Annotated in this window: 22 protein-coding genes; 5 read left to right on the top strand and 17 right to left on the bottom strand. The window is 53.6% G+C overall.

The features are described from left to right. Positions 1-27: 27 nt before the first annotated feature. A complete protein-coding gene (gene glpK, locus KJY78_RS00540; RefSeq protein ID WP_214336434.1) occupies positions 28-1,542 on the top strand; it encodes a glycerol kinase GlpK in 1,515 nt (504 codons plus the stop codon). A gap of 110 nt (positions 1,543-1,652) precedes the next feature. On the opposite strand, the gene mnmA is transcribed toward glpK, so the two are convergent. The 4 genes from mnmA to KJY78_RS00520 are packed head-to-tail and all read right to left on the bottom strand — an operon-like array spanning position 1,653 to position 6,876. Next, a complete protein-coding gene (gene mnmA / locus KJY78_RS00535; protein ID WP_214336431.1) occupies positions 1,653-2,834 on the bottom strand; it encodes a tRNA 2-thiouridine(34) synthase MnmA in 1,182 nt (393 codons plus the stop codon). 14 nt (positions 2,835-2,848) lie between these two features. Then, on the bottom strand, positions 2,849-4,087 hold the full coding sequence (locus tag KJY78_RS00530; protein WP_214336428.1) for a cysteine desulfurase family protein: 1,239 nt from the start codon (positions 4,085-4,087) through the stop codon (positions 2,849-2,851). Between the two features lie 2 nt (positions 4,088-4,089). Further along, positions 4,090-5,058, bottom strand: coding sequence for a tetratricopeptide repeat protein (locus KJY78_RS00525; RefSeq protein ID WP_214336425.1), 969 nt, complete (start codon positions 5,056-5,058; stop codon positions 4,090-4,092). Beyond that, complete coding sequence (locus tag KJY78_RS00520; RefSeq protein ID WP_214336423.1) at positions 5,059-6,876, bottom strand: DUF8094 domain-containing protein; 1,818 nt, start codon at positions 6,874-6,876, stop codon at positions 5,059-5,061. It lies immediately after the preceding gene. Positions 6,877-6,992: 116 nt separating this feature from the next. On the opposite strand from KJY78_RS00520, the gene KJY78_RS00515 reads away from it, so the two are divergent. Together KJY78_RS00515 and KJY78_RS00510 are read left to right on the top strand one after the other, a co-directional pair. Beyond that, positions 6,993-9,572 (top strand): hypothetical protein, encoded by a 2,580-nt coding sequence (locus tag KJY78_RS00515; protein WP_214336420.1) that lies wholly within the window; start codon positions 6,993-6,995, stop codon positions 9,570-9,572. Positions 9,573-9,611: 39 nt separating this feature from the next. Further along, positions 9,612-10,085 carry a ribonuclease H family protein gene (locus KJY78_RS00510; RefSeq protein WP_214336418.1) on the top strand — a complete coding sequence of 158 codons (474 nt, stop codon included), beginning with the start codon at positions 9,612-9,614 and terminating at the stop codon, positions 10,083-10,085. 37 nt (positions 10,086-10,122) lie between these two features. Here the strand turns inward: KJY78_RS00510 and KJY78_RS00505 are convergent, their stop codons facing one another. The 8 genes from KJY78_RS00505 to rpsB form a co-directional block, all read right to left on the bottom strand. Continuing rightward, complete coding sequence (locus KJY78_RS00505; protein ID WP_250544007.1) at positions 10,123-10,404, bottom strand: hypothetical protein; 282 nt, start codon at positions 10,402-10,404, stop codon at positions 10,123-10,125. 2 nt (positions 10,405-10,406) lie between these two features. Next, positions 10,407-11,000: an aggregation-promoting factor C-terminal-like domain-containing protein gene (locus KJY78_RS06760; RefSeq protein ID WP_348771145.1), complete on the bottom strand. Its 594-nt coding sequence runs from the start codon at positions 10,998-11,000 to the stop codon at positions 10,407-10,409. A gap of 61 nt (positions 11,001-11,061) precedes the next feature. Further along, entirely contained in the window at positions 11,062-11,625 is a 564-nt protein-coding gene (locus KJY78_RS00495) for a DivIVA domain-containing protein (RefSeq protein WP_214336891.1), read from the bottom strand. Next, on the bottom strand, positions 11,622-12,506 hold the full coding sequence (locus KJY78_RS00490; RefSeq protein ID WP_348771144.1) for a phosphatidate cytidylyltransferase: 885 nt from the start codon (positions 12,504-12,506) through the stop codon (positions 11,622-11,624). Before KJY78_RS00490 ends, KJY78_RS00495 begins: the two co-directional genes overlap by 4 nt. A 50-nt stretch (positions 12,507-12,556) precedes the next feature. Continuing rightward, positions 12,557-13,111 carry a ribosome recycling factor gene (gene frr, locus KJY78_RS00485; protein WP_214336416.1) on the bottom strand — a complete coding sequence of 185 codons (555 nt, stop codon included), beginning with the start codon at positions 13,109-13,111 and terminating at the stop codon, positions 12,557-12,559. Positions 13,112-13,189: 78 nt separating this feature from the next. Then, positions 13,190-13,903 carry a UMP kinase gene (gene pyrH, locus KJY78_RS00480; RefSeq protein WP_214336888.1) on the bottom strand — a complete coding sequence of 238 codons (714 nt, stop codon included), beginning with the start codon at positions 13,901-13,903 and terminating at the stop codon, positions 13,190-13,192. Positions 13,904-14,030: 127 nt separating this feature from the next. Continuing rightward, complete coding sequence (gene tsf, locus KJY78_RS00475; RefSeq protein ID WP_214336414.1) at positions 14,031-14,858, bottom strand: translation elongation factor Ts; 828 nt, start codon at positions 14,856-14,858, stop codon at positions 14,031-14,033. 29 nt (positions 14,859-14,887) lie between these two features. Then, a complete protein-coding gene (rpsB, locus tag KJY78_RS00470; RefSeq protein ID WP_214336412.1) occupies positions 14,888-15,709 on the bottom strand; it encodes a 30S ribosomal protein S2 in 822 nt (273 codons plus the stop codon). 302 nt (positions 15,710-16,011) lie between these two features. Between rpsB and KJY78_RS00465 the strand changes: the two genes are divergently transcribed. Continuing rightward, on the top strand, positions 16,012-16,752 hold the full coding sequence (locus KJY78_RS00465; RefSeq protein WP_214336410.1) for a M23 family metallopeptidase: 741 nt from the start codon (positions 16,012-16,014) through the stop codon (positions 16,750-16,752). Here KJY78_RS00465 and KJY78_RS00460 read toward each other — a convergent pair. The 5 genes from KJY78_RS00460 to KJY78_RS00440 form a co-directional block, all read right to left on the bottom strand. Beyond that, the gene (locus tag KJY78_RS00460; RefSeq protein ID WP_214336407.1) at positions 16,703-17,629 is read right to left on the bottom strand and encodes a tyrosine-type recombinase/integrase; all 927 of its coding nucleotides are present in this window, start codon (positions 17,627-17,629) and stop codon (positions 16,703-16,705) included. The genes KJY78_RS00465 and KJY78_RS00460 overlap by 50 nt on opposite strands. Before the next feature lie 30 nt (positions 17,630-17,659). Continuing rightward, on the bottom strand, positions 17,660-19,027 hold the full coding sequence (dprA, locus tag KJY78_RS00455) for a DNA-processing protein DprA (RefSeq protein ID WP_214336404.1): 1,368 nt from the start codon (positions 19,025-19,027) through the stop codon (positions 17,660-17,662). Further along, positions 19,027-20,562 carry a YifB family Mg chelatase-like AAA ATPase gene (locus KJY78_RS00450; protein ID WP_214336401.1) on the bottom strand — a complete coding sequence of 512 codons (1,536 nt, stop codon included), beginning with the start codon at positions 20,560-20,562 and terminating at the stop codon, positions 19,027-19,029. Before KJY78_RS00450 ends, dprA begins: the two co-directional genes overlap by 1 nt. Continuing rightward, positions 20,555-20,899 carry a YraN family protein gene (locus KJY78_RS00445; protein ID WP_214336398.1) on the bottom strand — a complete coding sequence of 115 codons (345 nt, stop codon included), beginning with the start codon at positions 20,897-20,899 and terminating at the stop codon, positions 20,555-20,557. Before KJY78_RS00445 ends, KJY78_RS00450 begins: the two co-directional genes overlap by 8 nt. Before the next feature lie 210 nt (positions 20,900-21,109). Then, positions 21,110-21,433 (bottom strand): DUF2469 family protein, encoded by a 324-nt coding sequence (locus KJY78_RS00440; RefSeq protein ID WP_214336395.1) that lies wholly within the window; start codon positions 21,431-21,433, stop codon positions 21,110-21,112. 40 nt (positions 21,434-21,473) lie between these two features. Between KJY78_RS00440 and KJY78_RS00435 the strand changes: the two genes are divergently transcribed. Continuing rightward, positions 21,474-22,796 carry a nicotinate phosphoribosyltransferase gene (locus KJY78_RS00435; RefSeq protein WP_214336392.1) on the top strand — a complete coding sequence of 441 codons (1,323 nt, stop codon included), beginning with the start codon at positions 21,474-21,476 and terminating at the stop codon, positions 22,794-22,796.

Below are 22,796 nucleotides of genomic sequence, written 5' to 3'. Positions count from 1 at the left end.
GACCGGCTATCTGATAGGAGACAAAAAATGTCAAAATATGTAATTGCAATCGATCAGGGAACAACCTCTAGCCGCGCTATCGTGTTTGATAAGTCTGGCTCGGTAATCTCTGTTGGTCAAAAAGAGCACGAACAGATTCTACCCAGGGCAGGATGGGTTGAGCACGATCCAGCCGAGATCTGGCAAAATGTGCAGGAGGTAATCGGCATTGCCCTGTCGCGGGCCGATATTACCCGCCACGATATAGCTTCTGTTGGTATCACCAATCAGCGCGAAACAACCGTTGTGTGGGATAAAAACACTGGAAAACCAGTTTACAACGCGATCGTTTGGCAGGACACCCGCACCCAGTCAATCGTTGACGAGATTGCTGGCGAAGCTGGCACAGACAAGTACAAAGCAAAAGTTGGGCTGCCGCTAGCAACCTATTTCTCAGGCACGAAAATCAAATGGATTCTTGACAATGTTGAAGGCGCTCGCGAAAAAGCTGCGGCTGGCGATCTGCTATTCGGCACAACTGACTGCTGGGTGCTGTGGAATCTAACCGGCGGTAAAGACGGTGGCGTGCATGCAACCGACGTTACCAACGCATCACGTACGCTGTTCATGGATTTGAAAACCCTGTCATGGGATGAATCGATCCTGGCTGACTTCAACGTGCCGCTCTCAATGATGCCAGAGATCCGCTCTAGCTCAGAGATTTACGGCTACTGCAAAAACAGCTCACTGCTCCGTGAAACACCTGTTGCGGGGATTCTTGGAGATCAGCAGGCAGCGACCTTTGGTCAGGCTGCTTTCCAAGCTGGTGAAAGCAAGAACACCTACGGCACCGGCTGCTTCCTGATTTTCCAAACCGGCGAAGAAATTGTGCAGTCTGAAAACGGTCTGCTCACAACAGTTGGATACAAAATTGGTGACGAGCCAGCACACTACGCTCTCGAGGGCTCAATCGCGGTTACCGGATCACTTATCCAGTGGCTTCGCGACCAGCTCGGCATTATCAGCCAAGCGCCAGAAGTTGAGGATCTTGCTAAACAGGTTGCGGACAACGGCGGCGTGTACATTGTGCCAGCGTTCTCTGGTCTTTTTGCGCCATACTGGGATTCAAGCGCCCGCGGTGTTGTAACAGGTCTTACCCGTTACTCAAACAAAAACCACATTGCACGCGCAGCGCTTGAGGCTGTTGCTTACCAGACGCGCGACGTGCTTGACGCTGTGAATGCGGATGCCGGAGTGGATCTAACAGAGCTGAAGGTTGACGGCGGTATGATCGCTAACGACACCCTGATGCAGTTCCAAGCGGATGTGCTTGGCGTGCCAGTTATACGCCCGGTTGTTGCCGAAACAACCGCGCTTGGCGCAGCTTACGCAGCCGGCCTTGCAGTTAAGTTCTGGGCAAACAAGGACGAACTGTCAGCTAACTGGCAGGAAGATCGTCGTTGGGAGCCTAAGATGGATGCGAGCGAGCGCGAACGCCTGCTACGCAACTGGAAGAAAGCCGTTGCACGTTCTAAGAACTGGGTTGATGAGGATGTTGCATAACTAACCGCAACCTAATTGTGGGGGCTGTAACCTAGGTTACAGCCCCCACTTTTAATTAGCCAGCTGCCATAAAGCTGCTTGCGCCGCTACTAAACAGCGGCGCAAGCAGCTTAACTGCCCGCAGCAACCGATCCGCTATCAACTGTTGTATCGCCCTCTGTGACCGATATGGCACGGTCAATTGTGAACTGCCCCAGCACCCGTGTGCCAATATAAATAACAGCGCTCTGCCCCGGCGCAACACCCGTTAAAGGTGTTTTAGGGTCAATAATCATTTCGTGCGTCGCCTCTGCCCGGTGCTGCTCTGTGCGATTGGTCTCAGTTATTGCAACGAGTCGCGCCCGAGCTGGCATCGTGTCAGCATGCGCTCTAATCTGAATTTCACATTCAAAACTCTGCGCAATATCAAACCCCGGCTCTGATGTGAACGACATTCTACCGCCGGCTATTCGCGCAACTGCTAAAGCCTCGCGCGGCCCGACAACAACCTGGTTGGAAACTGGTCTAATGGAAAGCACAAATCTGGGTTTACCGTCTGGCGCGGGGCGTCCCAGTTTCAGCCCTCGCCGCTGCCCCACAGTGTAGCCGTGAGCGCCGTCGTGACTGCCAACAACCTCGCCAGATTGATCCACAATCTCACCCGGGGTGCGCTCAATATGCTCTTTTAACCAGCCGCGAGTGTCACCATCAGGGATGAAACAAATATCGTAGCTGTCAGGCTTCTGCGCTATTCGAATGCCACGCGCCGCAGCCTCTTGTCTCACAAGGGTTTTTGACGGAGTGTCACCGAGCGGGAAATAACAGTATTTTAACTGCTCCTGCGTTAACACCCCGAGCACGTACGACTGGTCTTTAGCCTCGGCGCTGGCGCGATGCAGTTCCCTGCCGTTTACGGTTTCAATAATGTTCGCGTAGTGACCGGTGGCCACCGCGTCAAACCCGAGAGCAATAGCCTTGTCTAGCAGAGCTTCAAACTTAATTTTCTCATTGCACCGCAAGCACGGGTTTGGCGTTCTGCCAGCTTGATACTCGAAAATGAAATCGTCAACAACCTCAGCCTTAAAGCGCTCAGAAAAATCCCACACATAGAATGGAATGTTCAAAAGATTCGCTACGCGCCGCGCGTCCATCGCATCTTCAACCGTGCAACAGCCGCGGCTTCCCGTGCGCAGCGTGCCCGGCATTCTGCTCAACGCCAGGTGCACGCCAACAACTTCGTGCCCGGCCTCAACCGCTCGCGCCGCAGCAACGGCGCTATCCACTCCGCCGCTCATAGCCGCTAAAACTTTCACCGTGTTAGTCTACCCTACTTTGTTTCTATCGAGGATAGCCCGGCTCTGCGCGCAGCCGCAATACTGTCGGGCAAGGCTCGCAGCAAACGCAACACGTCAGCGTCGCTCGTGTCGGCGCTAAATGTTATCCGCAAAGCACCGATCGCGACCTCATCGGGCAGTCCGATTGCCTTACAGACGTGTGATATTGCGACAACCCCGGCGGTGCAGGCGCTCCCGGTGGAGACCGACACCCCGTGTTGATCCAGCAAAAACAGCAACGAATCGCCCTGGCAACCAGCAAAGGTGAAATGCAGATTACCAAATGCTCTGGCTGGCAGCTGCGCACAACCGTCCACCGTATAATCCCGCCACAAAACAGGCTCGCTGCCGCGCAGCACCGCACCGCTGTCAAGCTTTCTGATCCGCTGTAAAATCAGCTGCTGAATCTGCGACATTCGCTTTTGCGAGTTGCACATATCGCGATCCACGATTTCTATTGCTTTAGCAAACGCGATCGCCGCTGGCGCGTCTTGGGTGCCAGATCGCGACCGCTGCTGCGTGCCGCCGTGCAGCAGCGGCACGGGCGTGTATTTGCGGCGCAAAACGAGCGCTCCGCAGGCAACCGGTCCGCCTATTTTGTGCGCAGAAACACTAAAACAGGCGGTTTTTAGCACATTTTTTAGCGGAAACTGCCCCAGCGCGGCGACAGCGTCAAAGTGCAGCGGAATGCCGTGCTTGTCTGCAATATTTTGCAGCTGCTGCGCGGGCTGCACCGTGCCGATTTCGTTATTAACGAGCACAACCGTGATAACCGCTATTTTTGCAGCTTCGTGTTCTAGAATCGCTCGCTCGAGCACCTCGGGGTGCAGCACCCCGGCTGCATCCAGGGGCAGCCACACCAGTTCAGCTCCCTGACTGGTAGCCAGCCACTCCACAGTGTCAACCGTTGCGTGGTGCTCGCCCTCAGCGACAAGAATAATTGGGCGCTCCCCCGCGCTGTTGCGCTGCCAGTAAAACCCCTTAAGCGCCAAGTTTATTGCTTCCGTGCCGCCGGCGGTAAAGACTATCTCGGCGGGCGTAACTCCGAAACTGCGCGCTATTGTTTCACGCGCCAGCTCCAGCAAGTCGCGCGAGTTTTGCCCGTCGCTGTGCTGTGAGGCGGGGTTGCCAACGGTTTCACGAAGCGCTCGCACATAGGCGTCTAACACCTCAGCGCGCATAGGCGCGGTTGCGCCATAGTCAAAGTAGCTACGCTCCCTGTTTGTGAACATTTTCAATAGAGCAGGTTTGCAAGCTGTCTCCGAGCCGCGCTAACTCGCGAATCCGCCACCCCAACAACCTCAAACAGCTCGAGCAGTCGCTCTTGAATTTTTTTGCGCTCCTCGACACCGTGCCGGGCAAACTGCTCGAGCACTCGCAAAAATCCATCTTCCACGTGCCCGCCCGAAATATCAAGGTCAGCAACCAGTAACTGCGCCTCAGTGTCTAGCGGATCATCGACCGCCGCCTGTCGTATTGCAGCGGCGGTTTTACCTTGCAAACGCAATAATAGGCTAATCTGCGCCCGGGCGGCGATCGCCTCCGCATCGCGCGGAGATTTCAGAAGCACACTGTCGTATTCAGCAACCGCTGTTGCATAGTCGCCCCGCTCAGCTGCCTCAATTGCCTTTTGGTGCGCGGGGTTGACTTTTTCTTCTGGCAACTCCTGCACGCCAGAAAGATCCTGCGCAGCAACCTGCCCGGTCATTCCCTGCGAAGCCGCAAGTTGCACAATCTGCTGATAAACCTGCCGCAGCGCTGACTCCTGCTGCGTCCCTTCAAAAAGTTTTTGCGGCTGCCCGGCGATCATTAGCAACGCGCCCGGCATTGCCTGCGGCGCGAACACCTGCGCTAACCGTGCGTTAGCTGCCGCGTCAATAACGCCCAGCACGATTTTACCGCCGGACGCGCGCGTAATACCGGTCAGGGTGTTAAGCATCTGCTGCGATTCATCCGTCTCGTCAACCAACAACAGCACAACCGGAACAATGTTTGAAAGCTGTGCCGCGTTGTCAAAGCTCGCTTCGTTAATCTCGAACACAACGGCTGGAATCTCGACGGTGTTTAATCCGCCGCCTGCGCCGCCCGTCTGCGCCCCGACTGCTGCCCCTCCGGGCAGGGCAAAACCTGTGCTGTTAGCAGTTTGTGCTTTATTTGCGAGGTGGCTCAAATCAACCCCGCCGCCAATATAACGCTGTGACATTTATCCGTTCGCTCCTATTAGTTCGCTTGCCGAGCCGAGCAGCTGAATCTTGGCGTTCTCAGTGTTACCCTGCTTAGGAACATAAAACAGTAGCTGGTGCAAAACCTGCTGCTCAATTTTTTTCACGTTACCCGACAGATCTGACACGCTTTTAACAACTGTGCCCACGGGCAGTTCTGTGTTGCCCTGCGCCTCTGTGACCCGGTTTTCAACCAGGGAAATAGCAACTAGCGCGCCGCCAGCTCCCGTTGAGAGCGCTGTTGGCACCATCTCTCGCGGTGCAACCGAAACGCTGAATGAAGCCTTGTGCTCCTGATTAGCGATTCGTTCTTCTTCTGATTTCACCCATGACATCCCGCCACGCCCGAGCACCGCATCACCCTCGGCGTTAAAAATTGCGATGTGCTCAGATTCACCACCCTTGGTTAGCAAATCTGCGTAGTACACGGCAAGGTCTTTAGGCGCAACCACCAAACTACTCTGCACGTTATCTAGCACCGCTGTGCCCTCCACAGCTGGCGCGGCCTGCGGCATTTGAATGCCTCCGCGCAGCGCGAATATGCGCGACACCTGGTAGTTTGAATGCGGATCATTCTGGGTCATTAAAACACCCAGTGTTGAAGATGTTATTTTCGCGCCCGCCGAGCCTGCTTCTCCAGACCCAATGAACGCCTCAAGATCAGGGTTTTCTTTTGAAGAGTTTAGGGTTAAGAAGATTGTGCGCGGCCACACATCGGTGTCTTGAATCAACTCGTAACCAATCCGCTCGGGCAGCAGATACGGCGGCACAACGGCATAGTCTCCGTCAGCCTTGCGAATTTGATAGTTTGCCTTGCGTTGCGCCAGCGCGTCTCCCGTGAAACGCTCCTCCAGAATCTCGCTGTTAAGCTCGGTATCTGCGGCATCGCTCACGGTCACCAGCTCGTGCACAATTCGCGATAGTTGCTCATTGTTAGGCACAACGCTGTTTTGCCCCTGCTGCTCTTTGGTTAGCGGATCAGGAGCTGCAAAATCTGGCCAGTACTGCGCGCATCCGCTAAGCAGCAGTGCGGAGACGGTCATAAGCCCCGCAGCTGCAACGGCGCGCCCGGCAATTCGCGAATCCTGCCCGGCAGCTCTCTTTTTAACCTTCAAGCGCGAGCTTCTAAAAGTATTACGCAGACCAACAAAGACGCCGGTTTGACCCCTGCGCGGCCCGAGCCCACGCCTGTCACGATCCACAAAAATAATGTACAAAATCGCTCCGAGAACCGTGAATACACCCCCAGCAGTGAGCAGCGGTCCTGCCCACTGCGTTTTGCGCTCAAGCGTTAAATTAACTGTTAGCACCGCGCCAATGCTTTTGCCCTCTTCTGAAGTTGCGATTAACAACGCCTGGTCTTGAGCCAGCTCAGAGTCAAACAGCAGACCAGAGCCAGCCTCACCCCTTTTAACTTCCTGCCACAAGTCACTCTGCGCTACCGGCACACTGCCTAGATCACGCGATGAGGTCTCAGCCGGCACGCTCTGCGATACTAAACTGCGCGAATCGGGGTTAACGGTGAGCATTTCATAGCCCAGCGGCACAACCCACGCCACCACATCGTTAAGAGAGCCCACAGCCAGCACCGCCTCAGTGCGTTCCAGCTCAAGGCTCCTGTTTTTGTGGGGCAGTTTCGCAAGTTCTGCGGCAGGAATAACCGCGTAGGAAGCTTGCTGAGTGGCATCACTCTGCAGGCTAAGCTCTGTTGGGCCGGCAAGAAAAGTGGCTTTACCAACGCCGAGCAACAGCAGAACCAGCCCCAGCAGGAGCGAGCCCAGCGCCAGCGTATAACGCACAAAAACTCCTTACTTTATAGCAACAGCAGGTTAGTAAATATCAAATAATTTTAGCTGGATACGCTCGGAGCAGACTGGAAGAATTATCCATTAGAATTATTAAGATAGGAGGAACAGTGTCTCAATTCAATATCACTATGCGCGGATACAATCGCGCACAGGTCGACCAGCACATTACCGAGCTTAGCAGGCTACTGCAGGAGGCTCAAGACGCGCACGCTCGGCTCGCAAGCGAGCACAAGGCGACGCAAGCTGAGGTCGCCGCAAACAAGCTACTCATCGCAGATTTACAGGAGCAGCTTGAAAACCTGGGAGCAACGGGCTACACAGGGCTTGGTCTACGGGTTGAAAAGAGCCTGCAAATAGCTGAAGACACTGCAAACCGCCTCATAACACAAGCTGAGGCGGATGCCGAAAAACTGCACAGGAAAACCGAGGCGGAAACAAAAAGACTGCTAACTCAGGCGCAAACACAGGCGGATAAACTAATCGCCAGCGCGCACGAACTCACAGAAAATATGGTTAACGGGGCGCGCAACGACGCGGCAGAGCTCACCGCTAACGCTAACGCAGAACACGAAACCACCCTCGCCGAAGCGCGGCAGGAAGCGGATCACATCCGCACAACAAGCAACAAGGAAGCAGCACACACTCTCGAACAGAGCCGCCGCGAGGCGGCCAAAGCTGTCGCAGACGCGTATGCAGAAGCAACCACGATTCTGGAGCGAGCACGGCAGGAAGCATCCGAGTTGCAGGCGGAAACAGAGCGTACGGCGGCTGAATCTGCTCGCAACAGCGCACAGATAGCCAGCGAGCAGAAACAGGCGCAGACGCAAATGCTCGCCGAGCACGAGCAAGCGCGCGCCGCTTTTGAAACGGCACAGGCGCAGCGCGAAACGGCTTTTGCGACCGAGATGGCTCGCAAAGAAAACGAGCTAAACGCACGGATAAGTAAAACCGAAGCGGATCTCGCTGCGCGATCCGCCGCACAGCTTAATGAGCTGCAGCACGCTAAGGAAACCCAGCAGCAAGAGCTTGCAGCACAGCTGCGCCAGCACGAAGCCCGGCTGGTACAGGAGCGTAAACAGCACCTGTTGCAAATAGCGCAGGAGCAAAACGAGGCCAAAGCAGCCGCTGCACAGTTGCGCGAAAGCGCCCAAAAGCACAGCGAGGAACAGCTAGCAACAGCTAAAGAAAACAGCGCAAAAGCTCTTGCAAAGGCCGTCGCAGATGCTCAGCGCATCTGCGACGAAGCCGAGACAAACGCCGGCGCGATAGTCTCCGCAGCACAAACCTACGCGGCTCAGCTGCGCGACAGCGCCGTTGATGAGATTACAACCGAGCGCGAGCTTGCCGCAGCGCAGATAGAGCAAGATAAAAAAGACGCGGCAGCACAAATTGCAAGACAAAAACAGCAGCACGAAGAGGATATCGCAGCTTCTCAAAAAGCGCACGAAGACGCGCTTACGAGCGAGCTGATTACGCACCAGGAGCGTATAATTAACGAGAGCACGCAGCACGAGCAGCGCCTGCAACAGGAGCTTGAAGAGCACAATAAAACCATCGCTTACGAAAAAAACGCGCACGCTAAAAAACTAGCGAGTGAACGCGCACAGCACGATCTCGCGTTAGAAGCTGAGCTGCAAAGAGCACAACAAACCATTGCGAGCGAGCGCGAAACAACCAGCACAGAGCTGGCTCAGCTGCGCGAGAGCCAGCAGCAGAAACTCGCGCAGGAGCTCGCATATGCCGCCGCTGAAATTGCTAAAAAGCACGAAGAATTCGCGGTTATGCAGGATGTGCATCGTGCCAAGGCGCTGTTTGAGCTCGAAACTATGCGAACAGCTCACGATCGCAAAATTGCCGATGAGACGCGTCTTCACACTGAAAAGCTGGCAAGCGCTGAAAAACTGCAGCGCGCGCGGCTAACGCTGGAAGCGAGCACCGCTGCAACAGACGCTAATAACCGCGCTAAAATTATTATTTCTGAAGCGGAATCAACCGCCGCTAAGCTCGTGTACGACGCAGAGATGACCGCCACACAGCTGCGTGATGATGCTGCCACCCACGCGCGTGAAACACGGGAAACCGCTGACGCAGAAAAACGCGCTCTGGCCACAGAGCAGGCAGCCTCGCGCAAGGAGTTTGCAGCGCAGCTGCAAAGCGACTTTGAGCAGGCGGCAGAGACAAACGCTAAAGCCATTAGCGCCGCGCAGAATGAACTGGCAGAGCTCACAGCGGCGACCGCCGCGAAGCGTGAAGAGCTAAACCAGATAACCCAGCAGGCACAGCAGGAGGCGCGTTCTATCCGAATTACGGCAGAAACGCGCGCCGCAGAGATTGTCGCAGAAGCCCAGCAGCGCGCTCACACAACCTTCACGCAGGCAGAGAATCGAGCTCAAAAAATGCTCAACGCGGTGGAAGATCGCATGAATCAGCTGAAGGTTGAGCGCGCGGCCGTGGCGAGATACTTTGAGAGCCTCGGCGATGTTGTAACCAACGCTAAAAAGCTCACCACCAGCGCGGAAAATGCGATCCTCAACAAAATTGGTGAGCACGCGGCAAACACTGTGGCAACTGCTACAACTGCGGCTGCGGGTATAGCAGTTGCTGCGGATCCAAATACAAAAAACGCGGCTTCACCTGCGTGCGTAACCGAAGACACGGGCACAACCGCAAATGCAGACCCTCGATAAACCGCGCGAACAACATCACCCGAGCAGAAAGAAAACTAAGTGCCCGCTGTTATAACCGCAGCGACTGACGGATCCGCTCTCGGAAACCCCGGTCCAGCAGGCTGGGCGTGGGTTATTGACAAGCAAAACTGGCGTGTCGGCGGCTGGCAGCACGCCACCAACAATCAAGCCGAGCTGATGGCGGTGCTTGACCTGTTACGCGCAACCGAAAACGCCGCGGGCGAGCTGGTGATTCAAAGCGACAGCAAATACGTTATCGACTCTTTAACCAAGTGGATGCCCGGCTGGAAGAAAAAAGGCTGGCGCAAAGCCGACGGCAAACCCGTGCTAAACGTAGAACTAATGCAGGAGCTAGATCGCGCACTCACTGGGCGTAAAGTCACTTTCGAGTGGATCAAGGGTCACTCAGGGCACTTGCTCAACGAAACCGCTGACACGCTCGCAGTTGAAACCGCAAACTCCTTTCGCGTGCATGGCACAGCAACAAACGCGGGTCCCGGGTTTAACCTCTAAAAAATACTCCAGCAGACGCAGACCCAGGGTTCAATCCCTAGAAAATATTCCAGCAACGCAAATGCCAGTGACGCCGCTCGGCAATAGCCGCGCTATCACCCATAATATAGTCACTACGCCAGGCTACGGTATGCGCAACACCGGGCGCAATATTACCACCGCACCCGGGGCACACATAGTTTTTTAACGCCCGCTTTGCGGGAATTAAGCGCACCGTGTACGCTTCATCCCGCTTAGTAACTATCGCACCGCCATAGTTGCTCAAACTCTCAACATCTTTTAGCGAATCCTGCGGCGCACGACGATTTTTGCGCCCCAATACTAATACCAGCCAACCGCTTGTGAGTGCAACCATGCAGCACACGGTGAACCGTATCTAGCAGAAATATAGCCTAGCCCCCAGCGGATCTGAGTTTCCGCATTTGTTTGCCAATCTGCTCCGGCGGATGCCATTTTACTGCCCGGTAGCGCTTGCGGAATGCCGTATGCGCCGCTTGACGAGTTCATCGCACTAGAGTTCCAATTAGACTCTTTTTTCCACAGCGCGTAGAGGCAAGAAAACTCAGCGTCGTTACCAACATAACCGCGCGCAATATCCTGTGCTGTGCCGGGGCTTGTTGCAGGGGCTGCTGGCGGTGTGAACCCGGCACTGCCCGCTCCGACTTCTGCGGTTGGCGCGGATTTTTTGATCGCAACAACCTCAACCGCGGGAAGCTCAAACTCGGTTTCTTCAGTTGCCTTAGCCATTAGTTGCTGGTTCATAACCGATCCGCGCTCAAGCGGCACAACATCCGCCTGCGCAGGTGTTATAGCTGATAGCGGCGCACCAATAACCACCGCCGCAACCGCCAACGCAGAAAGGCATGCTAGCACCTTGCGCGGCTTGCTAACCGAACTAGTTTTAGTGTTTCTCATGTTTAATCCCCCGGCTCACAATATTAACAATTATATTTCACTTGAAAATCAATTCCTGAAATTATCTTTGATACAAGTACAGCTCGACAAGAGCATCAATAAACGCATCAACCTGCGCTTCGTCATAGCCGCGCCACTGCCTGTGAAACACGCTCTCACGCAGCTGCGCCACCGTCACCCGCTGCCCCAGTGCCTGCACCGCCTGCTCCACCAGGCTATCGACCTCGACGCAGTTGTAGCCGGACGCAAAAATCCCACGCCGTCTGAACTTGCGGCGCTTGCGCAGTCCTGCGCGAAACTTCACATCCTGCACCAGGTGCGCGATTGCAGCGTTGCTCATCCGCCGCGCGTCAACATCGCTCAGCAGCTCCGCCCGTTCGCGTTCGTAGAGCACGTCTTCTATGCGATCCAGCGCGGCATCAACAAATCTGGTGGCGTATCCGCGCTTGACAAGGTCGAAGGATGTTTTGCGCAAATCCTGCGAGGTTAATCTGTTAGCGGATCGATCCGCTCCCTCGTAGGTTTCACGCGCACGCGCTAAAAACTCGTTCACCTGCTGCACATCATAGCCCAGCTCACGCCCCGTAACCAGCGGTAGCCTGTTATCAGTTTCAGAAGATGTCATACTGCTCCCGTCAGAATCGCAACGGTGTAAAAGGGAATAATTGAGGGCAAAATAGAGTCCAGGCGGTCGAGCATCCCGCCGTGCCCGGGCAGTAGTTTGCTGATGTCTTTAACTCCCAGGCAGCGTTTGATGAACGACTCGACCAGGTCTCCGGTTGTTGCTGTAATTAGCACCGCAGCTCCGAGCAGCACACCAACCCACCACGGCAGCTGCAGCAGGTAAACAGCGGTTAGCGTGCCAGCTATCAGCAGCGCGAGAGCCGCACCTGAGAAGCCCTCCCAGGTTTTGTTGGGGCTAATACGGGGTGACATTTTGTGCTTGCCGAGCGTTACGCCAACGATGTAAGCGCTAATATCGCACACAACACAGAGCATAATTATCGCAAACACCCAGAGTTTGCCATTAACTTGGTCAGAAAGATACATTAGCACTGCCATTCCCATTAGCAAGGGAATGTAGACGAGGGTGAAGATGCCGGCGCTTAAATCTGCCAGCATGGTGCGTTTGTGAACCACCTGCTTTGCGAATATCCCCTCGGATAACCGCCATAAAAGCAAGAGAGAGGATCCAAAGAACATTCCCCAGAGCATCCCGTCAGCGCCCCAGAACCATGTCCCGATCAGGATCATTATCGAGCCGAGAATAACACCGATGCGCGGCACGCGCAATCCGCCGATCCGAAACGCAGTGGCGAGCTCATAGATTGAAATCGCGCTGAGCGCAATAATCAGCACCAGCATTAAGGGTTCCAAGAAAACCAGCGAAATCACGAATACAGCGCCGAAAAACAGTCCGCTCGCAACCGCAAAAACCAGGTTACGCCCCGCCCGGGCAGTAACCTTGGCGTTTGCGGCCTCAAACTTCTGTTGTCTTTTGCTCACCTTAGCTCGTAAACTGCCTCGCTTATTCACAACAGCTTCTGGCTTCAAACCTAAACCTCTAGCAGCTCTGCTTCTTTTTTGCTAAGCGCAGAGTCAATCTGATCGATAAAGCTTTTAGTGATGCTCTCAAGCTCTTTTTCGGCGCGCCCGACCTCGTCTTCGCCAACTTCCTGCTTGAGTTTATCAAGCTCATCTTTAGCTTTGCGACGCGCGGCACGCACGGCAATACGCCCCTCTTCTGCGCGATTTTTAACCATTTTCACGTAGTCGCGGCGGCGTTCCTCGGTAAGCTCTGGCAGCGTAACGCGCACAACGTTACCATCGTTACTGGGGTTTGCCCCCAGGTTAGGCATCTCGCGGATAGCTTTTTCGATGCTCTGCAGAGCCGATTTGTCGTAGGGTGTAATCAGCAGACTGCGCGCGTCTTGATTTTGCACGGATGCCAACTGCGGCAGCGGTGTCATCGTGCCGTAATAATCAATCTGCACGTTCTGCAACAGCGCCGGATTAGCACGCCCGGTGCGCACGTTGGCAAAGCCGTCTTTGATTGCGGCAGTAGCCTTTTCCATTTGCGTTTTAACTTCGCTTAAAACTTCAGTAATCACTGTTTTGCTCCATTCTAGAAATATATTTACCAGCTTAGCGAGTGCACCAAAGAAGTTCTGGAGTTTCACCACCATTGGCTAACCTGCGGTAACTTTTGTGCCAAGCGCCTCGCCGCGAATCGCGGCAGTTAGATTTCCTGCGGACTCCATGCCAAAAACGCGCATCGGCATTTTATTGTCTTTGCACAGACTGAATGCTGTTGAATCAACAACTTTTAGACCGTCCTGCAGGGCTTTTTCGTAGGTAATAGCGATTATCTTCTTAGCTTCAGGATTTGTGCGCGGATCCGCTGAATAAACCCCGTCAACACCGTTTTTAGCAACGAGCACTTCATCCGCCTCAATTTCAAGCGCGCGCTGCGCGGCAACCGTGTCGGTCGAGAAATAAGGCAGCCCCGCACCGGCTCCAAAAACAACAACGCGCCCCTTTTCAAGGTGGCGTATAGCCCGCAGCGGCACATAGCTCTCAGCAACCTGTGTCATTGTTATCGCAGACTGCACCCGGCACTGCACACCGGCCTGCTCGATAAAATCTTGTAACGCCAGGGCGTTCATAACGGTGCCAAGCATACCCATATAGTCAGCGCGGGCGCGATCCATACCGCGCTCAGAAAGCTGCGCACCGCGAAAGAAGTTGCCGCCGCCAACAACAATTGCGACCTCGGCGTATTTAGTGCCCTCAGCGATTTCACGCGCAATCTGCCCCACGATATCAGGGTTTACACCCAGCATACCGCCGCCAAAAGCCTCGCCCGAAAGTTTGAGCAGCACACGGCGCTGCGCCTGTTTCATATATGTTTTTTTCACTTACTCACCAATCATCTCAGAGTTTTTCTACAAATATTTTAGGGGTTGCTATTAGGCAATTAGATAAAACAAAACACGGGGCGCAAACAGCAACCCCGTGTTTCATTTTTAGCTATGCTCCAACCTTAAAGCGCGCAAACGCGGTGGGTTTAATACCCGCCTCTGCAACAACCTGCGCAACGCTCAGCTTGTTGTCGCGAGCGTAAGGCTGGTCGAGCAGCGCAACGTTCTTAAAGAATCCGTTAAGGCGACCTTCTATAATCTTTGGCAGCGCAACCTCTGGCTTGCCCTCAGATTTTGCAATCTCGGTTACAATATCGCGCTCTTTATCAACCTCAGCAGCTGGCACGTCTTCACGGCTCAGGTACTGCGGATCAGCGAACGAGATGTGCTGCGCAATAGCGCGTGCGGTTTCAGCATCCGCCCCCTCGTATGCAACAACAACACCAACCTGCGGTGGCAGGTCTTTAGAGGTGCGGTGCAGGTAAACAGCGAAGTTATCGCCGGTGACCTCTGCAACCCGGCGCAGCTCAATTTTCTCGCCGATAATAGCGGCCTCATCATTAATCAGCTCCGCAACGGTTTTACCCTCGGCATCAGCCTCGAGTGAGCGTGCTACGCAGTGGGTGTCAGCCTTCACAATTGCGTCAAGAACTTTTTCTCCCAGGTCGATGAACTTCTGATTTTTAGCAACAAAGTCTGTTTCGCAAGCCAGCTCGATCATAACAACCTTGCTGCCTGTTTCGCGGATCGTAATCAGACCTTCGCTGGTTGTGCGACCCTCACGCTTAGCAACGCCTTTAGCGCCCTTCAAACGTAGGATTTCGATCGCTTTCTCAATATTGCCGTTAGCTTCTTCGAGAGCTTTTTTGCTATCAACCATGCCCGCGCCAAGACGCTCGCGTAGCTCTTTTACTGCCGCCATACTTACTGCAGTCATATTAACTCCTTAAAGAATAGTTTTCTAAATTATTTAGCTTCTGATTCTGCCGCTTTATCAGCTTCAGCCTCAACTGGTTTTGCTTCCTCTTTAGCGCTGTTGTTCTCGAGCAGCTCAACCTCCCACTCAGCGAGTGGCTCGGCTTCACCCTCCTCAGGCTTCTTGTGGCGATCAATCAGCCCCTCGGCTGCCGCATCCGCCATTAAACGTGTTAGCAGCTCAACAGCGCGGATTGCGTCGTCATTACCCGGGATCGGATAGGTTACATCGTCAGGATCGCAGTTGGTGTCGAGAATAGCAATAACTGGAATGTTGAGCTTTTTCGCCTCATCAATTGCCAGGTGTTCTTTATTCGTGTCAACAACCCAGAGCGCTGCCGGGGTTTTTGACATATTACGGATACCGCCGAGCGACTTCTGCAGTTTCTCAAGCTCGCGCTTTTTCAGCAGCAACTCTTTTTTGGTGAAGCCGCTTGTGCCGCCCTCGTAATCAAGGTCTTCAAGCTCTTTCATGCGATCAAGGCGGCTTGTAACGGTCTGAAAGTTTGTCAAAAGACCACCCAACCAGCGCTGATTCACATACGGCTGGTTAACGCGGGTAGCCTGCTCAGAAATAACCTCCTGAGCCTGTTTTTTGGTGCCAACAAACAGAATCTGACCACCGCGCGCAATTGTGCTCTTAACGAACTCGTATGCAGAGTCGATGTAGCCCAGTGACTGCTGCAGGTCAATGATGTAAATACCTGAACGCTCGGTGAAAATAAAACGTTTCATTTTCGGATTCCAGCGACGAGTCTGGTGTCCAAAGTGTACGCCGTTGTCCAGCAACTGACGTGTTGTCACTACTGCCATTGCAGCTCTCCTTGTGTTTTTGTGCATATTGCACGCTTACAGTTAATGCGCTAATAGCGCCCTGATGCCCCAATTCTCATCACTCTGTGCGAGCACAGAGACTATGACCAAAATTGTTTTGTGAGCACGCGAAGTCACCTCGAAAGGCGCTATATAAGCATAGCAGGCGTAACAGACATTTCTTTTGGAAAACTCACCGCCGTGGCAGAATTATTTGCTTGTCACAGGCACAATTTACGCCGGTTATCAACATCGCACGCAAAATAAGCGTTTTTATCGAAGTTTGCGCACAGAATAGCAGCATGATTTTTTCAAAACGCAGCACGCTACAACTGTTGCGCTCCCTGTGTGCGCTAGTTTTTACAATGCCGCTTGTTATGGCGGATCATGCGAGTGTGACGGCTCGTACGAGCACGGCTGATAACACAAGCGGGACAGTTGAAAAATGGTGTGCGCCGCTCGGTGGTCCGCTAAAAATAACTAGATACTATGAAGCGCCCGCGCACAGATACGCTCCCGGGCATCGCGGAGTTGACATTAAAGGCAACAACGCTGTGCGTGCGCCCGCAGCGGGAACCGTGAGTTTTAACGGCATGGTTGTTGACCGGCACATAATAAGCGTTAAAACTCACAGCGGAGAAACTTATTCTCTTGAGCCTGTTATCAGCTCGCTGCAGGCTGGAGATAGGGTTGCCAGATGTGAGATTCTGGGAAATGTTGCGGTGGGCGGACACGTCGGTCACAACACCGTGCACCTGGGAATTCGTAAAAACGATGTCTATGTAAATCCGCTCAGGTATCTAAGCAAAAAACCGCGCCTTTTACCCCTGGAAGCAGCGTCCACAACGTCGCAGCTCATACCGCGCGCAGAATCCACACAGCGCACAGCATTCACACCACACGCAGCACAATATCCAGCGCCGTCGCGCACAGAACTTATCCAACAACGCCAGCACAGCGCGCACCACAATCACGCGCAACACATTCAAGCAACTAGGCTCGCGGGTGCGCCTGGCGGTATAGCTGCCCTAGCTTATCAATAGCAACGTGGGTGTATATCTGTGTGCTGTGCAGGCTGACGTGCCCCAGCATTTCTTGCACAACGCGAATATCAGCTCCGCCGTTCAGCATATGGGTCGCCGCGGAATGCCGCAGCGAATGCGGACCGCGCGCAACTCCTCCAGCATATTCAGCAAGGTGCTGCGACACTATTTTGTATGCCTGAGAGGTTGCCAACACTCCCCCTCTGTTGCCCACAAACACGGCATCAGCCGCCGCGCTTATTTTCCGACTGTTTTTAAGCAGCTCATTGCGTCCCTCCAAGAGATACTTATTTAACGCAAGCGCCGCGGTTTTGCCGTAAGGCACCGTTCGCTCTTTGCCGCCTTTACCGTAGACCGTGATAGCACAATCCGTATGATTTACGCTGGCAATTTTAAGCTCGCAGATTTCCGCAACCCGCGCACCGGTTGCGTACATCATCTCAAACAACGCCCAGTCTCGCTGCGCCACAGCGCCCTCGGTCTCAGCCGCGTTTTTCAGCGAGTCTAAAACTTCTGCCAGCTGCGTTTCAGACAGCACACGGGGCAAATCAGTCGTGTGTTTAGGGTTCTTCAATAATTTTGCGGGATTGCTTGTAATTTTATTGTTTACAAACAACCAGTTTCCAAAGGATTTCAGAGTTGCGACAGTACGCGCCACGCTTGCGGCGGATTTGCCCCGCTGTTTCTGTTCCCACACGTATTCGCGGAGTTTTTCAAGGGTGAAATTATCCAAACTCGGCGCTGTTTTTTGATCCGCTGTTGTTGACATATAGCTCAACAACCCGGCAATTTCGCGCTCGTATGCGCGCACAGTGTGCTTAGAGTAACCGTGCTCATATTCTAGTGCGCTTAAGTATCTAACAGCGCTAGCTTTCATTTTACCTCCGCCAAAAGTCTACCCCTTAAATCATGTAATAAGCTTCCAAACAACCGTCTCGTTTTTATATTCCTGCTTTGCTTTCCCGAGTAAAACAAGTTCTGCCAACGCCAAAACACATTCCTCACGCGAGAGACCCGACAGCGCAGAAACTTTTGCAATATCGTAGTAATTTCTGTGCGACAGTGAATCTAAAACCCTTGTGTGCGTACTCAGCTCTCTCGCCTCGGCTGCAGAGTCTCCTGTCTGCGAATCTTCGCTAAGGTCAAAAACCTCTCGCAGCACATCCATCCCTGAAATAAGCTCGGCGCCATACTCTCGAATCAGCTTGTGACAGCCGGTTGCGTTAGCAGAGTCTATATTGCCAGGCACCGCGGCAACTATACGCCCGATACTTGCGGCGTGCCCAGCGGTGTTAATGCTGCCTGATCGAGCACCAGCTTCGGTTATTAAAACCCCCTCGCTGATCGCGGCTATTAACCGGTTGCGCTGCAGAAACCGCCACCTTGTTGGCGCAGCGCCGGGAGCTAGTTCGCTCACAATCGCGCCTCCCTGCTCAACTATCGCACGGAACATTTGCTCGTGCGATTGCGGATAATAGCGATCCGCTCCCCCAGCCAGCACCGCAATAGTTGGGCTTGCGTGCTGCAACGCTGTGCGATGCGCTATGTAGTCAACCCCGTATGCGCCGCCTGAGACCAGCAGTTTCCCGCACCTAATAAGCTCTGCTGCAAGATCCTCGGTCACGCGATTGCCGTAGTCGCTGCTGCAGCGCGATCCCACAACCGCAACCGCCGCTCGGCTCAGAATCTCAGCATTACCGCGCACCCATATTCCAATCGGCTGATTCACGCCCAGATCCGTAAGCTGCGACGGATACAGCTCGTGATGCCATGTTAGAAAGCACAGCTTATTAACCTGAGCTATCAGCAAGCACTGCCGCAAAGTCTTTCCCACTCCATGCTGCGCGATGCGATTACGCCAAACCTCCAAACCTCTTGTGAAAGTTGCAAGACGCACCTCCTGCGCGTCTTCGCACTCTACGCTGTCGTACACGCTCCGATACAGGGTTTTAGCGTTTTCGTCAGAGCTCACAGCGCTGATCGCAAGCGCGGGCAAAAGTCTAACAATGAGCTTAACCGCTGTTGCATCGCCCGGTTCGATAAGACCCGTCCAGACCGCTGCTGCCGCCGTCTGTGTTAAACGCCAGAGTCGATAGTCGTTTTGTTTTAGATCCGCCAGATACTGCCACAGATTATACAAAGTGTTTTCTGCTTCAAAAACAAGTTGTGCTGCCGCAGCATCCCCTGGATCAACAAAACCAGCCGCCAAACGCTCAAGCGTTCGCAGCTCTGCTTGATCTAAGGTTTTAATAATTTCGATAATTTCAATTTTCATTAGAGTTGTCCTGCTCTCATAGTTAAAGCTTTAGCAATGTGTTCTCGCATTGGTGCCTGCGCACCCGCGAGATCAGCCAGAGTCCACGCAACACGCAGGATTCTGTCGTAACTACGCAAACTAATTTCACCGTGCAAAAGAGCACTGTCAAGAACCGCTGTGACCGCGCGAGGCAGCGCATTTTCCGGAGCTCTAAACCACGCGCCTGAAACCTGCGAATTGCACTGCCAAACAGTATTTTTATATCTCTCGCGCTGTATTAAACGCGCTTTAATAACGCGTTCGCGCACTGTTTGGCTATCTTCAGCCTTGCCCCCAGCTGCTTGCGCGGTTGATCTAACCCGATTCAGCAACAGGTGGATATCAATTCTGTCGCGCAAAGGTCCAGAAATGCGCAATAAATACTTTCTGCGCATCACTGCAGTGCACTCGCACATATTTTTTAAGTCGTTGCTTTTAGCGTAACCGCACGGGCACGGATTAGTTGCCAACACCAGCTGAAACTTAGCCGGCATAATGACCTGCGCACGCGCACGATTAATCTGTATTTCACCGCTTTCCAGAGGTTGCCTAAGCGTGTTCAAAACCCGTGGCGCAAATTCTGCTGCCTCATCAAGAAACAACACCCCGTTATTAGCTTTTGTAACAGCACCCGGCCTAACCCCGTTGCGATCCGCATTTCCAATTATCGCAGCGGCAGTTGCCGTGTGATGAGGAGCAATAAACGGCGCGGTGCGGGTGAGACCTGTCATGCTTGCGTCCTGCAGAGATTGCACGCTGCTGGTTTCAAGCGCAGCCGCGTCATCAAGCACTGGCAAAATTGAAGGCAGGCAGGATGCTAAAAGCGTTTTGCCAGCTCCCGGGGGACCAACCATCAGCATATGATGCCCGCCAGCGGCGGCGATCTCCAGGGCCGCTTTCGCTTCTTCCTGCCCAATAATATCTTTCAAATCAGGCTGTTTTATACTCTCTGCAGCTCGGGTAGATGATTCCTGACTAACCTCTCGCCACTGCCCGCTTTCCGCGCGATGCCAGGCCACTGCGGCCTGCAGATTAACAACGGCAATAACTTTAATATCCGCAACAAGCCGTGCTTCTTGAGCGGCTTCCTCAGCCACCATAACAACCTTAAACCCGTGTTTTTTCGCGGCAATAACAGCGGTTAAAAGCCCACTCGAACGCCGCACCGAGCCATCAAGCCCGAGCTCACCAATATAAGCGCAGTCAAACTTTTGAGGGTTGGGAATGTGCCCGGATACCGCCATCGCGCTTAAAGCTATAGCCAAGTCAAAACCGGAACCCTGTTTTGGCAGCGCGGCAGGCGATAAGTTAACAGTGATAAACCTGTTGCTCAGCTCATGCTTAGCCTGAATACAAGCCAGGCGAACCCGCTGTTTTGCCTCGGTGAGAGCGGTGTCTGGCAGCCCAATAATTACCATCCCCGGTAGCTGACTGGAAACTGCAGCCTCAACGGTCACAACGTCTCCTGTGATTCCGGTTAGCGCAATGGCTTTTGTGCGTGCAATCTCAGTCATTAAAAACCCCTTGCAGGTAATCAATTTTGAGGGTGTCATCGTGGTTCACCAGCACCGAAGCTGCGTCCACCCGCAACCTCGTGACGCTGAAACTGTGTATACTCGCCCAGATTCCCAAAAGTTTGCGCAGCCGCTGCATTTTTAGGGGCGTAATCGCTTCAAAGGGGCTGCCGTACGCCATGCCGCGCCGTGTTTTTACTTCAACGGCGGCAACACAGTCCGCATCCTGCACGATTATGTCCAGTTCGCCCTGCAGCACGCGCCAGTTGCGCGCTAAAATCCGCCACCCTTTAGATTCGCAGTATGCGACAACCGCGGATTCTCCCAGGCGTCCCAAACACTGCCGTTTTTGTGATGTTTTGTGCTGCGGAGAATGCGTGCAATAGGACACTAATTCAGCTGCTCTGCAATGATTGTTTTGAGTCATTATGTTTACCTCCGTAAACAGTGTGACCTAGCTATTTATAAAGTTTTTAATAAACCCAGCATACTGTGGATAACCCCGTTAAACACGGCTTTAGCGCGGCTGTGTAAAACAATTCAACGGCTAATCGCGCAGTGATAAATCATCAGGGATTTTAATATCAACATGGTTTAACTCTTCAATGTTAATATCATTCTGAGTGATAATCTGCGCTGATTTCAAAAACTTATCAGAGCGGTAAAAATCCCAGACCCACACATCTTCTAAGAACACACGAAACACCAGCCCCTGGCGGCTCTTATACTTAACAACCTCAACAGAGTTTGCAAGATACACGCGACGCTCTGTTTCAACGAAATACTTAAACTGCCCGATAACATCACGATACTCTTCGTATAGCGCGGTTTCTGCGGGATGTTCGCGACTGTTTATTTCGTCCTCGTTCATACAGTTAGTTTAACAATAAAAGCGCGTTAAACTTTTATCTATGACTAACACTTCAAGCGCGCTGCGCACCGATCACTACGAGCTCACAATGGTAGATGCCGCCCTTCGTGCAGGCACAGCCAACCGCGCCAGCGTTTTTGAGGTGTTCACCAGGCGACTAAACGGCGCACGCCGATATGCAGTGCTCGCGGGAACGGGCAGGATGCTAGAAGCGATTAAACAGTTTCGATTCACCCAGCAAGAGCTCGAATACCTTGAAAAACGCAATTTTCTACGCCCTGAAACGCTCGACTGGCTAGCCAATTACCGTTTTCGCGGGAGTATTTCAGGCTATTTAGAAGGTGAAATATTCTTCCCCCACTCCCCGCTGCTCACAGTAGAGTCAAGCTTTGCCGAGGGCGTGCTGCTCGAAACTATCGTACTGAGCATTCTAAACCACGATTCCGCAATTGCCACGGCCGCAAGCCGCATGGTTATGGCCTCACAGAATCGCTCTCTTGCGGAGATGGGCTCCAGACGAACCAGCGAAACCAGCGCGGTATACGCGGCCCGCGCAGCGTATATCGCGGGCTTTGCGGCAACCAGCAATCTCGAGGCGGGACGCAGCTACGCAATCCCCACAATGGGAACCGCAGCGCACTCTTTCACCCTGCTGCACGACTCTGAGCTGGACGCTTTCCGCGCCCAGGTCGCCGCCTACGGCTCAAACACAACCCTGCTAATTGATACCTACGATATTGAGCAAGGAGTGCATAACGCAATCGCTGCGGCGGGCACAGAACTCAGTGCGGTGCGTATTGATTCCGGCGACATTCCCGTTGTTGCCAGCAAGGTGCGCAAACTGCTCGACAGCCTGGGCGCACACAACACTAAAATAACGGTCACAAACGATCTAGACGAGCACACAATAGCCGCTCTTGCCGTGGCCCCGGTTGACAGTTTCGGGGTTGGCACATCCGTTGTCACCGGCTCTGGAACTCCCACTCTGGGCATGGTCTACAAGCTTGTTGCAAGGCAAGATAAGAGCGGACAGTGGCAGCCAGTGAGTAAAAAATCAGAGGGAAAAATCTCGCGCGGTGGTAAAAAAGTGGGAATGAGGCAGAGCGCGGCAGAGCCCACAGCAGAAATCGTCGGAATAGTAGACGCAACAACTAAGTTTCACGAAATCAAACCACCCGCAGGGCTGGATCTGATATCCGCTCCCCTTGTAACAAACGGTGAAATAAACCCGAAAAACACGGGAGTTCAGGGCATTGCGAGGGCACGGCAGCTGCACGCCAGGCGGCTATCGAGCCTCCCTCCGGTGGCGCACAGCCTGCGCCGTGGCGAACCCGCGCTAAACACCGAGTTTATAGAGTTGTAA

The organism is Canibacter zhuwentaonis (assembly GCF_018531145.1).
GTDB lineage: Bacteria > Actinomycetota > Actinomycetes > Actinomycetales > Microbacteriaceae > Canibacter > Canibacter zhuwentaonis.
Note: the sequence above shows the minus strand (reverse complement) of the source record. Positions and strands in the feature narration are given on the sequence as shown.

Coding starts and splice junctions, on each gene's coding strand:
- glpK (WP_214336434.1), top strand. CDS start 28: ATGTCAAAATATGTAATTGCAATCGATCAGGGAACAACCTCTAGCCGC.
- KJY78_RS00530 (WP_214336428.1), bottom strand. CDS start 4,087: ATGTTCACAAACAGGGAGCGTAGCTACTTTGACTATGGCGCAACCGCG.
- KJY78_RS00525 (WP_214336425.1), bottom strand. CDS start 5,058: ATGTCACAGCGTTATATTGGCGGCGGGGTTGATTTGAGCCACCTCGCA.
- KJY78_RS06760 (WP_348771145.1), bottom strand. CDS start 11,000: ATGAGAAACACTAAAACTAGTTCGGTTAGCAAGCCGCGCAAGGTGCTA.
- KJY78_RS00495 (WP_214336891.1), bottom strand. CDS start 11,625: ATGACATCTTCTGAAACTGATAACAGGCTACCGCTGGTTACGGGGCGT.
- pyrH (WP_214336888.1), bottom strand. CDS start 13,903: ATGAAACAGGCGCAGCGCCGTGTGCTGCTCAAACTTTCGGGCGAGGCT.
- tsf (WP_214336414.1), bottom strand. CDS start 14,858: ATGACTGCAGTAAGTATGGCGGCAGTAAAAGAGCTACGCGAGCGTCTT.
- rpsB (WP_214336412.1), bottom strand. CDS start 15,709: ATGGCAGTAGTGACAACACGTCAGTTGCTGGACAACGGCGTACACTTT.
- KJY78_RS00465 (WP_214336410.1), top strand. CDS start 16,012: ATGATTTTTTCAAAACGCAGCACGCTACAACTGTTGCGCTCCCTGTGT.
- KJY78_RS00460 (WP_214336407.1), bottom strand. CDS start 17,629: ATGAAAGCTAGCGCTGTTAGATACTTAAGCGCACTAGAATATGAGCAC.
- dprA (WP_214336404.1), bottom strand. CDS start 19,027: ATGAAAATTGAAATTATCGAAATTATTAAAACCTTAGATCAAGCAGAG.
- KJY78_RS00450 (WP_214336401.1), bottom strand. CDS start 20,562: ATGACTGAGATTGCACGCACAAAAGCCATTGCGCTAACCGGAATCACA.
- KJY78_RS00440 (WP_214336395.1), bottom strand. CDS start 21,433: ATGAACGAGGACGAAATAAACAGTCGCGAACATCCCGCAGAAACCGCG.
- KJY78_RS00435 (WP_214336392.1), top strand. CDS start 21,474: ATGACTAACACTTCAAGCGCGCTGCGCACCGATCACTACGAGCTCACA.